10 protein-coding genes are annotated in these 14,493 nt (G+C 50.8%); 5 read left to right on the top strand and 5 right to left on the bottom strand.

Annotation, left to right across the window (positions count from 1 at the left end; genetic code table 11):
- Positions 1-330: 330 nt before the first annotated feature.
- Entirely contained in the window at positions 331-1,152 is an 822-nt protein-coding gene (locus ABD852_RS00435) for an alpha/beta fold hydrolase (RefSeq protein WP_345026011.1), read from the bottom strand.
- A 312-nt stretch (positions 1,153-1,464) separates the two neighbouring features.
- Between ABD852_RS00435 and ABD852_RS00440 the strand changes: the two genes are divergently transcribed.
- From ABD852_RS00440 to pdeM, 4 genes are all read left to right on the top strand, one after another.
- Positions 1,465-2,982 (top strand): sulfatase family protein, encoded by a 1,518-nt coding sequence (locus ABD852_RS00440; protein WP_345026013.1) that lies wholly within the window; start codon positions 1,465-1,467, stop codon positions 2,980-2,982.
- Positions 2,983-3,156: 174 nt separating this feature from the next.
- Positions 3,157-3,594: a hypothetical protein gene (locus tag ABD852_RS00445; RefSeq protein ID WP_345026014.1), complete on the top strand. Its 438-nt coding sequence runs from the start codon at positions 3,157-3,159 to the stop codon at positions 3,592-3,594.
- Between the two features lie 190 nt (positions 3,595-3,784).
- Positions 3,785-6,226, top strand: coding sequence for a ligase-associated DNA damage response DEXH box helicase (locus ABD852_RS00450; protein ID WP_345026015.1), 2,442 nt, complete (start codon positions 3,785-3,787; stop codon positions 6,224-6,226).
- A gap of 6 nt (positions 6,227-6,232) precedes the next feature.
- Positions 6,233-6,874 carry a ligase-associated DNA damage response endonuclease PdeM gene (gene pdeM, locus ABD852_RS00455; protein ID WP_345026016.1) on the top strand — a complete coding sequence of 214 codons (642 nt, stop codon included), beginning with the start codon at positions 6,233-6,235 and terminating at the stop codon, positions 6,872-6,874.
- Here the strand turns inward: pdeM and ABD852_RS00460 are convergent.
- The gene (locus ABD852_RS00460; protein WP_345026017.1) at positions 6,838-7,743 is read right to left on the bottom strand and encodes a DMT family transporter; all 906 of its coding nucleotides are present in this window, start codon (positions 7,741-7,743) and stop codon (positions 6,838-6,840) included. The genes pdeM and ABD852_RS00460 overlap by 37 nt on opposite strands.
- Before the next feature lie 74 nt (positions 7,744-7,817).
- Here ABD852_RS00460 and ABD852_RS00465 point away from each other — a divergent pair, with 74 nt between their 5' ends.
- Entirely contained in the window at positions 7,818-9,173 is a 1,356-nt protein-coding gene (locus tag ABD852_RS00465) for an OmpA family protein (protein WP_345026018.1), read from the top strand.
- Between the two features lie 116 nt (positions 9,174-9,289).
- Here the strand turns inward: ABD852_RS00465 and ABD852_RS00470 are convergent, their stop codons facing one another.
- The 3 genes from ABD852_RS00470 to ABD852_RS00480 form a co-directional block, all read right to left on the bottom strand.
- Positions 9,290-10,507: a pyridoxal phosphate-dependent aminotransferase gene (locus ABD852_RS00470; RefSeq protein WP_345026019.1), complete on the bottom strand. Its 1,218-nt coding sequence runs from the start codon at positions 10,505-10,507 to the stop codon at positions 9,290-9,292.
- A gap of 108 nt (positions 10,508-10,615) precedes the next feature.
- Positions 10,616-13,180 (bottom strand): M1 family aminopeptidase, encoded by a 2,565-nt coding sequence (locus ABD852_RS00475; protein WP_345026020.1) that lies wholly within the window; start codon positions 13,178-13,180, stop codon positions 10,616-10,618.
- 78 nt (positions 13,181-13,258) lie between these two features.
- Positions 13,259-14,485 (bottom strand): ABC transporter permease, encoded by a 1,227-nt coding sequence (locus ABD852_RS00480; RefSeq protein WP_345026021.1) that lies wholly within the window; start codon positions 14,483-14,485, stop codon positions 13,259-13,261.
- Positions 14,486-14,493 lie beyond the last annotated feature (8 nt).

A 14,493-nucleotide genomic window follows, 5' to 3' on the forward strand; every position in this document is an offset into this window, starting at 1 on the left:
CCTAATTCCGGGCGCGACTTTCAGACGGGTACGCTAAAGCTTGCGCAAGAAAATAAGGTTACCAGAATCGAGAATTCAGTATGCAAGCATACCTTTTTAGGGCTAAAAAACGCACCTACTATTTTGATACTATCAAATACTTTAGGGAATAGAAAAGGTACTATTTGTAGTACTATTTTTTTATTTTTTTTTCTTTGGCGAAGTCGGGTTCGCCAATAAAGCAAAAGTCTCCCCGGCATTTGCGCTAAATCCTTCGTTGGAAACAGCGTTATACCGGGGAGACGCTTCCGGGTCCGCCGCAGTTGAGTCGGCAAGCCCTGTAGTTATTGCCTATGACTTCAGAAATTCAATCAAATCGGTGTTCAATTGATCGCGGTGCGTGATGTTCAGGCCGTGAGGCGCGTTTTTATACACCTTATAAATGCTGCCGGGAATAAGTTTGGCAGCCTTATCCCCGGAGGTTTGAATGGGTACGGTTTGGTCGGCGTCGCCGTGAATGATCAGTGTAGGGACGCCGATTTTCTTCGCTTCTTCGGTGAAATCGGTGTCCATCCACGCTTTGGCGGCGCCGATGGTAGCAAGCGGCGAAGCATTGACGGCAATGGACCAATCGTAATGAAGCTGTTCCGGGCTTACGGATTTTGCCTGCTCCGAGTAATTGTAGAAGTTCTTGCCGAAGCCTGTAAGAAATGCCGGCCGGTCTTTTTTGATAGACGCGATGATATCATCCAATACTTTTTGCGGCACACCTTCCGGGTTTACATCGGTTTGCTTGATGGAAGGAATGATCGAAGCGACCAGTGCTGCTTTGGCGATCCGTTTGTTCCCGTACCGGGTGAGATACCGGACTACTTCGCCTCCCCCCATCGAGAAACCCACCAGGGTAACGTCCGATAGATCCAGCCTGTTGATCAGTTCATTCAGATCGGCCGCGAAAGAGTCATAATCATAATCTTCCGAAGGTGCGGATGATTTGCCAAAACCGCGGCGGTCATACGCAATGACGCGGAAACCGGCTTCTGTAAGTGCTGCCACCTGGGGTTCCCACGCTTTGTGACTCAACGGCCAGCCGTGGATCAGGATGACGGGCTTGCCGTGCCCCAGGTCGGTATAGAAAATTTCTATGTCGTTTTTTAAGATGATTTTTGCCATAACGGTATAAAGGTTGATTTTGGGTGGTAAGTAGTTGAAAGTCGGGAATCTGAAGTCAGAAATCCGAAATCGGGGTTTTTTGATTGTCGAATATGGTAATAGTCTGTGAATGTTAATAACGGCGCCCCTGAGGATTTGGTATAGAATTGAAATCAAAGTTTACCCTCTGCTTCAGGTGTAAACAAGTCAAAATAATTTTGGACTATCGGAGAAAACTGTAATTTCGATGAAGAGATGAGACAGGAGAGATGCAGCATACGCTCATACCTCACCCCTCATACCTCACCCCTTTACAACCAACTAACTTTGCCGATGAAAAACACAGTTCTACTCCTCGGAGCCTTCTTTTTGTTTTCCTGGCGGATTGCAGCGCAGGATCGCCCCAATATTGTTCTCATTTTCTCTGACGATCATACCTACCAGGCTATCGGCGCGTATGGCAATCAATTGGCCAGGACGCCCAATATCGACCGGATCGCCCGCGAGGGGGCATTGCTTCGTAACAACCTGGTAACCAATTCGATCTGCGGACCAAGCCGCGCAACACTGCTTACCGGGAAGTACAGCCACAAAAATGGTTATAAAAGAAATGACCGTACCCTTTTTAATGTCGACCAGTTCCTGTTCCCCAGGGCTTTGCAGGATAACGGTTATCAGACAGCTTATGTGGGAAAGCTTCATCTCAACAGCCTTCCGCAAGGATTTGACTACTGGAATATCCTGCCCGGGCAGGGGTATTACTACAACCCGGATTTTATAGGCCAGTCGAAAGATACGGTTCGCCAGGAAGGCTACGTGACCGACCTTATCACCAGGTTTTCTCTCGATTGGATTGATAAAAGAGATACTTCCAAGCCGTTCTTTATTACCATAGGCCAAAAAGCTACGCACCGTTCCTGGGAACCCGCCTTGGAAGACCTCGGCGCTTACGACGACGTGAATTTTCCTTTGCCTGCATCATTTTACGATGACTATAAAGGGCGGGAGGCTGCCGCCAGGCAAGATATGTCCATTGCTTCTACGCTCCGCCTGAAAGAAGATCTCAAAATCGGGATCGATTTTGACAATGCATTTGGTTACAGGCGCCTGACACCCGGGCAGCGGGCGAAAATAAAAAGCTACTATGAAAAAGTAGCCGAGGATTTCAAAAGCAGGAATTTATCGGGAAAGGCCCTGACCGAGTGGAAATTCCAGCGTTATATGAAAGACTATTTCGCTACGGCCAATAGCCTCGACCGCAATATCGGACGGGTGCTGGATTACCTGAAGGAAAAAGGGCTCGATAAAAATACGGTTGTGATCTATGCTTCTGACCAGGGTTTTTACCTGGGTGAGCACGGTTGGTTCGATAAGCGTTTTATTTACGAAGAATCGCTTAAAACGCCGTTTGTTATTAAATATCCTGGCGTAATTCAGCCCGGGACAACGGTGGATCAGCTGGTGGCCAATATAGACTGGGCGCCGACCTTGCTCGATCTTGCGGGCGTCAAAGCGCCTTCTGAAGTGCAGGGACAGTCCTTCCTCCCGCTCCTGAAGAAAAACAGCAAGGAAGTAAAATGGCGGGATGCCGTTTACTACCATTACTACGAATTCCCCGAACCGCACCACGTTTACCCGCATTTCGGGATGAGAACGGAGCGGTATAAACTCGTCAGGTTTTATGGCGGTATCGATAACTGGGAATTCTATGACCTCAGAAATGACCCGGGAGAGCTGAAGAATTTGTACGGGGACGGAAGCAGTAAAACAATCCGGGCGCTCAGGGCCAGGCTGAAGGCATTGGCCGAAAGCTATGAGGATGATGAAGCGCTTGCTCTCCTGAAGGAATAGCCGGCCGCTGCCGCATTAAGGACTAATTTGCAAAGGATTACCGGCTTCGGCTTGCCGATGCGGGCGTGGAGGCACAGCCCCGGCAGAGTATTTTTTTGATTTTAAGACGATAATAAGCCGGAGTAGGTTAACTTCGCTATTCAGTTCATTGTATCCAAATAAAATTCTTTATCAATGTATACCGGCTTCAAACATCTTCATTCGACGATCGCACTTGTTCTACTGATAGTTTTTGCGGTGGTTTTGGTGATCCATATCATCGGTTATATGACGTCAGCGGACTATAGCAAAGGACACAGGGTTTCGTCTTTGATCGGGCTGATAGCCGCTCACCTGCAGCTTTTGGTCGGATTGGGATTGTACTTTATGTCCCCGCTCGGGATCAGTAATCTCTCGGGTGAAACCATGAAGGATTCAATGGGCAGGCTATACGCGCTGGAGCACCCGCTGATTGGGATTATTGCCATTGCGCTCATAACGGTAGGATATTCCCGGGCGAAGCGTGCCGCCGCATCCCGGCAAAAATACGCGACCATAACCGTATTTTACGCGCTTGGCCTTGTTTTGATACTTTCCAGGATCCCCTGGCAGACCTGGGCGCTCATCAACTGAGAACCGTCTGCAACCAGTCCCGTCTCCCCGGACCCGTCTTGTATGGTTTCGGGGAGATTTTTTTTGCGGGAGACTTTCAGGCACCACCTATGCTTTTCGTATTTTGGTATCTTTATTCGGGAATAGGGGAGGGTATGGGCCTCAGAGGATTGCCGCGAACCTTATGTAGTGAATATCAGCGCGTAGTGATATGGCCAATTCTTTTGCGGAGGCTTTTTTCTTCAACCGTCAGTGGGAGGCGCATGAATTCCAGAAAGAAGCATGGAAAAAAATCAGCGAAGGCGAGTCCGGCCTGCTCAACGCACCCACCGGTTATGGGAAAACCTATGCTATCTGGTTCGGGATCCTTCATCACTATTACCATCAGCGGGAAAAGAGCAGGAAAAAACGGCTTCATGCCCTTTGGATAACCCCGCTTCGGGCGCTCTCCAAAGAAATTCACCTTGCCGCCGGCCGGGTAAGCGAAGAGCTTGAACTGGATTACCGGGTAGAGCTCAGGACTGGCGATACGTCCGCCGGCGCCCGTCAAAAGCAGCGGACCAATACGCCGGAAGCCCTTATTACCACGCCGGAAAGTGTGCACCTGCTCCTGGCATCAAAAGGGTACCCCGATTTTTTTGGCGAACTGGACTTTATTGTCGTCGACGAATGGCATGAGCTGATGGGGAGCAAACGCGGCGTATTGATAGAACTGGCGCTCAGCCGGCTGAAGCAACTGAACCCGCGGCTCAAAATATGGGGCATTTCCGCTACCATCGGCAACCTGGAAGCCGCACTGCATATTCTGCTGGGGAATGACAGAAACGGTGTTCTGGTAAGAGCGGATTTACAAAAGGAAGTAAGGATTGAAACCCTGCTCCCGTCAACACTCGAAAAATTCCCCTGGGCGGGACACCTCGGTATCAGAATGGTCGACCAGGTGATACCCGTAATCGATACCCACCAATCAACACTTCTTTTTACGAATACGCGGTCGCAGGCCGAAATATGGTACCACAGCCTGCTGCAAAAACACCCCGCGCTGGCGGGTCAGATGGCCTTGCATCACGGTTCTCTGGGAGAAGACGTGCGCATGTGGGTGGAGGAAAATCTTCATGCCGGGCGGCTGAAAGCAGTGGTTTGTACCAGTAGCCTCGATCTTGGGGTGGATTTCAGACCAGTGGATTGCGTGGTGCAGATCGGCTCGCCGAAGGGAATAGCCCGGTTTATGCAGCGTGCCGGAAGAAGCGGGCATCAACCAGGTGCTGTCAGCAAGATCTACTTTTTGCCGACCCATTCGCTCGAGATATTGGAAGGAGCCTCGCTCCGGTTTGCGGCTGCTCATAAAATGTATGAGCAACGCCAGCCTTATATCCGTTCCTTTGATGTACTTATCCAGTACCTGGTTACACTCGCCGTGTCGGAAGGCTTCAGACCGGCGGACGTGTTCAGGGAAATAAAAACGACGCACTGTTTCGAGTCCATCAGCGGAGAAGAGTTTCAGGAATGCCTCCTGATGATTACGCAGGGCGGGAAAAGCCTTCAGGCCTATGACGAGTTCCATAAAGTAGTTGCCGAAGAGGGGGTGTACCGGGTCGTTGACCGGAGAACGGCGATGCGGCACAGGCTCAGTATAGGCGCCATCGTGTCGGAGTCGATGATGCAGGTGAAATTCCGGAAAGGAGGCACTCTGGGGAGCATGGAAGAAAATTTTATCTCAAAGCTGAAACCCGGTCAGGCTTTCTGGTTCAGCGGCAGATTGCTGGAGCTGGAAAGAGTCAACGGGATGCAGGCAATCGTGAAGCTTTCTGCGAAGAAAAAAGGCATTGTGCCTTCGTGGATGGGAGGAAGGTTTGCGATCACCACGGATTTCGCGACGGCATTCAGGCATACGTTTGAACTGGTCAAACAGCCGGAACGCCGGTGGCCGGTTGAACTGAAGTTTTTAAGACCACTTTTTGACGAGCAGCGGCGTGTTTCGGCCATTCCCGAAGAAAACGAGCTGCTGGTCGAATACATTCAGACCCAATATGGCTATCACTTGTTCGTCTACCCGTTTGAAGGCAAGCTGATTCATGAAGGAATGGCCGCCGTGACCGCCTTTCGCCTCAGCAGGACAAGACAAACCTCCTTCAGTATCGCCAGCAACGAATATGGCTACGAGCTGCTTTCGGACAGCCCGATTGATATCACAACCGAAATGGAAGCCGGACTGTTCGGCAGAACGGGCTTGTCGGAGGATATCCGATCGGGCATCAATGTTTCGGAAATGGCCCGGCGCAGGTTCCGGGATATAGCGGGTATTGCGGGACTTGTTTTTCAGGGTTATCCGGGAAAGCCGGTCAAAACCAGGCATCTGCAGGCAAATTCAGGCCTCTTTTTCAAGGTTTTCGAAAATTATGACCCCAACAACCTGCTTTTGAAGGAAGCCTACGACGAGGTATTCCAATTTCAGCTGGAGTATGCGCGGCTTTACCGGGTTTACGAACGGATCAGCGCGCACCGGGTTGTTTTGCAGCAGCCGGAGACGCTTACTCCGTTTTCATTTCCTATCTTCGCGGAATCATTCCGGGAACGCTATTCCAATGAGGATTGGGAGGCAAGGCTGGAAAAAATAAAGGCGGAAATTGGCAGGCGACGTGCGGCTGGTTAAAGAAATATGAAGGTTACATTACAAGGAATTCCTCTGGAGCTGCTTCCGCAAAGAATGCTGTATATCCCGGATTACCATATGCTTTGCCTGGCCGACTGGCATTTGGGCAAGGCAGCACACTTCAGGAAATCCGGTATTCCCGTTCCTCAGCCTAACCTGGAAAAAGAGTTTCAAAGCGTAAAACACCTGGTTGAAAAACGAAAAATTCGCCGGGTGCTCTTTCTCGGTGACCTTTTCCACAGCAGCAGCAACAATGACTGGAAGCTTTTTGATGACTTTATCAGGGGGCTGCCCGAAGTCTCATTTACCCTGGTGAAAGGCAACCATGATATAATTGAGCGCACGGGTTTTGAGCAGATCGGCGTTGAAATGGTAGATGAAATTGTGTTGGACGACAGGATCCTCCTCACACATGAGCCACTTCACCTGAAGACACCGCCCGGAGTTCTCAATGTGGCCGGTCATATTCACCCGGGCTACCGGCTTGCGTTACGGGCACGACAAGTGGTTTTACTCCCTTGCTTTCATTATTCGTGCTCCACCCTGACATTGCCGGCCTTCGGCAACCTTACCGGCCTCCACCCGGTAGGCCATAATGAGCAGGATGAATATTATTGCATCCTGGGCGATGAAGTGGTACGCATCTGACGCCTGGCTTTGGCCATTAGAGATATGACCAGCCCGGAAAGCACCAGCAGGGTGCCCGCTATCGTAAACGCGGTAATGGGTTCCCCCATCAGTAACCAGGCATAATAAAAGCCGAAAATCGGGCACAGAAAAAGCCACATCGAAGCTTTTATCGTATCAATTTTCAGCAGGTAAAACCAGCAGGCGAGCGATACGATGGAAACGGCAAAGGCCAGCCAGGTTACGGATTTCCAGAAAGTGGCATCAAAATGGTGCGCCTCAAAGTCGGCAAAAGTCAGCGTGAAAGGCAATGAAACCAGGCAGCCAATCATAATCTGCCACCCGTTGATCAGTAAATTAGGCAGTTCCCACCGGACGGACGCATAGTAAACGCTCGCACTTGAAATAACCAGCATACTTAACAGGAGCAAAGACACACCAAACGGGGAGGTATGTCCGTTTCCTAGAAGCGGATAGGTGGCGACCGATACACCGGCAAGACCTAGGAAAAGTGCAATCAGATCCGGACGCTCCGGTTTTCTGCCGAGCCATATGGCTGAAAGGAAGGTAATGAAAAGCGGGTTGGTGGCTACCGCCAGACTGCCTATGCCGGCGGAAGTGGTTTTCATGCCCCAGACATACAGCATTAAAAAGAGCGCAGTGTTTAAAAAACCGAATATAGCCAGCTGCAGCCACTCTTTTCCGCGTGGAAGCCGGTATTCCGGACCTCTTTTAAAAAGATAGGTAAAAAGGAGAAGAACGCCGCCTGAAAGCGCAAAACGAATGTTTGACAAGATCAACGGGTCTCCGTGGATCAGGCCGAATTTGGTTGCAACTGAGGCTGAAGCCCATATCAGGGAAAATGTCAGCCCGATAAACAGGTTTCTCAAAGTGTTAAATAGACTCGCGCCAAAATTAACGATATCATTTCGTTCAGCGAGGTTCTTTTATTAATTTTAAAGCCATGAACCGCATTTTGTGGAGTATTTGCACTATTCTTCTTTTGGGAGCACATCCGGCTTCCGCCCAGCTTAGGTACACCTATGATTTCAGCAATGGCTTTAATTCGGTAGAGAACGGCGGGCCAGCACTGAAAATACTCGGACAGAAAGGCGAAATCAAAGATGCTCCCATCAAAGAGCTGAAAGGGAATGTTAAGTTGGCCTATCATTTTCAGGCCAATTCAGGACTGTCATTTGACAACAACCTGGCGAAAGGGTTCCTGGATAAATCCTATAGTGTTGAGATTTTTTTTATGTTCAGGAATCTCGACAACTGGCGGCGTGTGTTGGATTTTAAAAACCGTACAACCGACAACGGCTGCTATATGCTCGACGGGAAAGTCAATTTCTTCAATTTCGCCGTAGGGGAAAATGCAGCGGTCCGGGCAGAAAAGTATACCCACTACATTTTTACAAGGGATCATAAAAGGGATATTATCCAGATTTACGTCGACGGGGAACTTAAGCTGCAATTTCCGGATAAAGCAAAAAACGCGGTCCTGGGAAAAAGCCAGGTGCTCAATTTTTTCCAGGACGACCTGGTCGTCAACCATGAAGCGAGTGAAGGCGCTGTTGCCTACATCAGGGTGTATGACGAAGTGGTAGACCCGGTTTTTGTTCGCCGGCGCTATCGTGACCTTTGGAGAAATATTTCGGTGAGCAAGCCGGTGCCGGATGAGAGCGAGATTGTCATTGCCGATTACCCGGACGATGTGGCCATTACCGGAAGAATTTACGATTCGGGGAGCCTGCAGCCCGTTAGCGGTGCCGAATTGCGTCTCAAAAAAGAGGGAGATTCGCTGGTATCCGTTAATAAAATTGCTGCGGGGGACTATAAGCTCCTTGTACGGCCTGATACGCCCTATACCCTTGATGTGTATGCGAAAGGTTATAAGCCGAAAGGAATCCAGATTCCACCCGTCTCGGTTTCAGGTACGTTGCGCGAAAATATCCGGCTGGAGGAAGAAATATTTACCCGCCCGCTTGCGGTTTTCGGCTTTGAGCAGGGAAAAGAGGATTTTACCTCGGACATAAATGCCGGCCTGGAGCGGGTAATCGATTTTCTTAAGGAACGCCCCGACTTAGGCGTCAAACTGGACGGTCACACCGACAATGTCGGAGACTTTGACAAGAATGTGGAACTGTCGTGGAACCGGGTCAATGTCCTTAAAAAAGAGCTGGAAAGCCGTAACATTTCCCCCTCCAGGATCATCACCCAGGGGTACGGACCCGTACGCCCCGCTAACTCAAACACCAACGAACAGGCGCGATCCATGAACCGCCGGGTAGAAATCTGGCCGGTGCATTTGAAGCAGTAAGAGATCGGAAATCGGAGATCAGAAATCGGCCCATATTAAGCAAACGGTCCTACGCGCGGCTGATTTCCAATTTCCGATCTCCGATCTCCGATCTCTGATTTCTGATTTCCCCTCTTCTACCTCAGCGTCGCTACCGCTTCCTTAATCCTGCGGACTGCTTCGGTCAGTTGCTCGTCGGAGGCGGCGGTGGAGATCCGGATGCAATTGGGGGCACCGAAGCCTGAACCGGCTACTGTCGAAACATATGCGGTGTTAAGCAGCCAAAGCGAAAAGTCGTCGGAGTTATTAATAGCGGTCTTGCCGTCTGATTTCCCGTAGTAGGCGCTCACGTCGGGAAATGCGTAAAATGCACCGTCCGGCGTATTGACTTTAAAACCCGGGATTTCCTTGAGCAATCCTACTACGAGATCCCTGCGTCTCCTGTAGGCGGCGGTCATATTTTTAGAAGCGTCGAGCGGCCCGTTGTAGGCGGCAACTGCTGCTTTCTGGGCGATAGAGTTGGTGCCTGAGGTAACTTGGCCCTGTAATTTTTCCACGCCGTCGGCGATCCATTTGTCGGCCGCAATAAAGCCGATCCGCCAGCCGGTCATGGCATAGCCCTTCGCAACACCGTTTACCGTTACCACACGGTTCTTCAGTGCAGGAATAGAGCCCATGCTGAAATGCCCCTCGTCCGTGAAATTGATATATTCGTAGATTTCATCAGCGATCACATAAATACTATTGTGTTTTTCAATTACGGCAGCCAACGCTTCAAGTTCTGCCCGCGAGTATACCGAACCGGTTGGGTTATTCGGAGAAGCGTACATCACCACCTTGGTTCGCGGTGTGATAGCGGCTTCCAATTGTTCGGGCGTAACCTTGAAATTGTTTTCGAAAGCGCCGTCCACAATGACCGAAGTGCCTTCTGCAAGCTTCACCATTTCGGAGTAGCTCACCCAGTAAGGCGCCAGGATGACCACTTCATCACCCGGATTGACCAGTACCTGGATCGTATTGGCCAATGAATGTTTGGCCCCGGTAGAAACAACTATATTCTCGGGCTTCCAGTCGATTTGGTTGTCGCGGAGCAATTTGTCCGCAATGGCCTTACGCAGATCGGGGTAGCCGGCAACGGGCGAATAGCCATGGAAGCCTTCGTCAATAGCCTTCTTGGCGGCCTCGCAGATATGTTCCGGGGTCTTGAAATCCGGTTCTCCAACGCTCAGGCTGATCACTTTGTGCCCTTGAGCAGCAAGTTCACGAGCCTTTTTGGTCATCGCGAGGGTGGAAGATTCTTCGAGAGCGTTAATACGATCGGCCAGTGGTTGACTGGCTACGGCACTGGATGACATAGGTATTGTGTATTTAATTTTACTTTAAAAATCAACTGGATCAAAATCGTGCAAAGTTAGCGTATTTCTGCGCAGCTTGCTTATAAATGTTGAGAAAAACGAACTAAGTTATTTGCCGACCAACCCGTCGTACAGCTCAAGTAGTTTGTAGTCTTTTTCCTGGTCACGGATGCTTTTGAGCAGCGTTTCGACGCCCGGCTGGTCGCTGAACCAACTGATAAGCTGGTACGCACCGTAGCGGACGGATATACTTGCGCTCTTTCGGGCCATTTGCTCCAGGAAACTGATGCCTTTTTTCTGGCTGGCCGCGTCGGTCCTGATCAGGTATTTCCCGAATGCCTGGAGGAGCGTATAGCTTCCGGTGGGCGAGAGTCGTTGCAGGGTTTCAATAAACCAGTCAAGATGCGCAGAAGAAGGATGGTCCCCCCAATAATCGCCTATCGCGGCCGCCACCGGTTCATTGATCAGGTGTTGGAACCGCTGAAGTACTGCGCCCATGCCCTTGGGGTTCACTTTTGCAAAGCATCCGATGGCGGTGGCGACCACCGCATAAGAGCTGTCGTCAAGTGCCTTTGCAATTTCCTTTTTGTACTTTTCCCCGCCCCAGGTTTCCAGCAAAAGCAGGGCTTCAGCTCTTACCTTAGGATGGCTGTCACGCGCCACCAAATTTTTTACCTGCGTTTCAACCGCAGAGTTCCGGGGTTTTTCCCTGCCCGAAAATTGAAACAGCGCCTCCTGCCGTATTTTCCAGAACGGGTCATCCAGGGCTTTTGCCAGGCTGGCTTCGGTGGACGTTTCTTTAGCGGCTTCACCCAAATGTTTCACCGCGTCGTACCGGGGCAGGAAGTCGGACGAGTGCGCAAGCTGGTATTCCCACTCTTCTTTTGACTTGTCGTGTCTGACAATGCCAAGGAGCCGGCTGTCGCTGTCGAACAAAACAAGGTCCGGTTTTTTTTCCAGCGGGAAAGTAAATTCCTGTTCTGCCCGGTCCAGCAGAATGCTTTGGGTTGTTTTTTTCCCATCGACCCAAAAGCTGACCAGGAGTGGCAGCCGGTACGGCAGGCTGCCTGCTTTGGCCTGATCCTGCCGCACCCGCAAAACCAATTTTCCCGGTGCAGGCAGATAGCTGTGCGACACGACCAGTTCGGGATGCCCCGGTCTCAAAAACCACTGGTCGAAAAACCAGTTAAGATCTTCGCCCGTGATTTCCTCGAAAGTCATCCGCAAATTGGCCAGCTCGGTTGTCCCGAAGCGGTATTTTTTCAGGTACAACGCCAGAGATTGAAAAAAAGCCTCGTCTCCTACGTGTTTACGAAGCATGTGCAACACTCGTCCGCCCTTCGCATAAGAGTGGCTGTCAAACATCTGGTCAGGATTTTTGTAGAAATAGCGGATCAGATCTACATTTTTGGTTTTGGATTCGGCCAGGTAGTCGAGTAACTCCAGGTGCCCTGACCATTCTGCTGCTGCCGTTCCGTTTTTGTGTTCCTCCCAAAGGTACTCGGCATAATTGGCGAAAGACTCGTTCAGAGGCAGCTGGCCCCACTCCTCGCAGGTAACCAGGTTGCCAAACCAGTGGTGAACGAGTTCATGCGCAATCAGCGCGTCGGAATTGCCATCCAGCAGCTCTCGCCGGCTCATCTGAGTTTCTTCCTGCATAACCGTGACCGTAGTGTTCTCCATGGCGCCTGCAACAAAGTCACGGACCACCACCTGGGCATATTTTTGCCAGGGGAATGGCGTATCAAATAGTTTTGAAAAAAATTCAATCATTTCCGGCGTCCGGCCGAATATGGCGGTTGCTTCATTGGTATAAGCCGGGTCTACATAGTAGTCCACCTCTATGCCGGAATTGGTTTTGACAGTTGTTTTGGAAAAATTCCCGACAACAACTGCAGCCAGATAGGGAGCGTGGGGAAGCGATTGCCGCCAATGGTCGGTTCTGGTGCCGTCCGGATGGGTTTCCTGCCCGATCAGCGCCCCGTTGGAGACAGACACCTGGTTGGATTCCACTCTCAGAAAGAAATCCTGCGTTATTTTTTCGTTGGGCGCTTCAATGGTCGGGAACCACGACGATCCGCCTGTAGTCTCTCCCTGAGTCCATAACTGACGGGGTTTATAGGGATCCGTACCGTCGGGGTTGATAAAATAAAGTCCGCGTTCCACCGGAAGACTGTCGAAGGTCAGCTCTGTTGCCTGTTTCGGCCGGGCGATGTACCGGATGGACACAAAGGCCGTGTCCCGGCGATGAAAAGTGGCGGGTAATGCGATCTTCAGTTGAACGCCGTTGTATTGGTAGACGAGGTCTTTTCCCGGTAATTTTTCAAAATCTTTTGACGTTGCCGGGTGCTTTTCAACAAGTTTGACAGCTTCGATCTGAAACCCGCGCGCATCCAGTAAGATCGAATCAAGCGGGTAAAAATGAGGCTTGAGGGACAAAACCGCCTGGCCGGTTACTGCCTGGTTTTTCCAGTCGAAGGCCAGCAGAAGGCTCGTGTGGATCAGATCGGTAGTTTTGGTGGCCTCCGGGCGATACCTGCCATCCGGTGATACGAAACCCGGATTACGCCGCCGGAGCGTATCGCCGGCGAGCTGGAAACCAAGAAGGTTGCCGTTTGAAAAAAAGAAAAGAAGGGCCGCACACAATAGCCGGGCCGGTCTTGAAACCTGCATTTTTAGGGAGTGGGGTTTGAGGGGTGAGGTTTGAGGGGTGAGAGATGAGCTCAAAGCTCACAACTCACGCCTCATACCTCACCCCTGTCCAAACGTTTTTTGCCGGGCTGCCCTGGCGGCCGGCAAAAACGAAACGACAATGGTAATAATAATAATGACAACAGCGGTAATTAATACATCGCCCCACTGCAGCTCCACCGGGTAAGCGTCAACCAGTGCGGTTTTCATGCCCATAGACACGAGTCCGTATTCCTTTTGCACCCAGCAGATCAGGATGCCGGTTATCAACCCTATGCCTGCGCCTGCAAATGCGACGATATTGCCAACCGACACAAATATTCTCCTGATTAACGCCGGCTTCGCACCCATGGCAAAGAGAATAGCTGTGTCGCCTTTCTTTTCGAGCGTTAACATGCTGAGTGAGAAGAAAATATTGATCGCCGCTACCAGGATGATCAGCGACAGAGTGACTGTTGCGAAAAGCTTTTCAACTTTAACCGCCCGCAGCAAATCGGCATTTTGCTCGTCCCGGTTAAGTACAACGAAATCTTTGCCCAACACGGACCTCAATTGCTTTTGTACACGGCTTTCACTGGCGTCGGCGGTGAGTTGTATCTCAAGTGCCGAACGTTCCCGGTCCAGTCCCATAAGCGATTGGGTTACGGACAAGGGTACAAACACGATATCATCATAACGGCTTTCCACAAAGAAAGTGCCGCCGGGCATTACGGTTACCTGGTTGAAGGCATCCGCATTGTTGAAATTAATGGTTTTCCGGTCAGTTTTCGGATACCAAAGGGCAAAGGGAATGAAGGTGTCCCGAAGGGAAACCGCCAGGGCATTCCGGACGCCTTCAGAAATCAGAGCAAACCTGGTGCCGTTCGGACCGTTCAGGTTAAGCGAGCCTTCCAGTAAGGTGGTGTCCATTTGGTGGCGGTCCCGGAAGGTGCTGTCCACCCCTTTCAGGCGAATGAGTATTTGCTGATCATCGTAAGAAGCCAGGGCGTTGTCTTCAATTACCTGAGTCACGAATTGAACGCCCTCAGTCCGGTTGATTGCCGCAAGCATGGAGTCGGTAACGGTAAAACGGCGCCCCTCCGCCGGAACAATCCGGATATCCGGGTCAAAGGACTTGAAGATCTCCCGGTTCAAGGCTTCCATGCCGTTGAAAACCGACAGGACTACGACCATCGCCATTGTGCCCACCCCGATGCCTACCATGGCAATCAGCGCAATAATACTGATGAAGCTCCTCTTCCGGTGAGAGAGAAAATATCGAAGGGCAATCCGGGCGGAGAGGTTCATTTGCCGGG

It is taken from the genome of Ravibacter arvi (assembly GCF_039540405.1).
In the GTDB taxonomy this organism is placed as follows: Bacteria; Bacteroidota; Bacteroidia; order Cytophagales; family Spirosomataceae; genus Ravibacter; species Ravibacter arvi.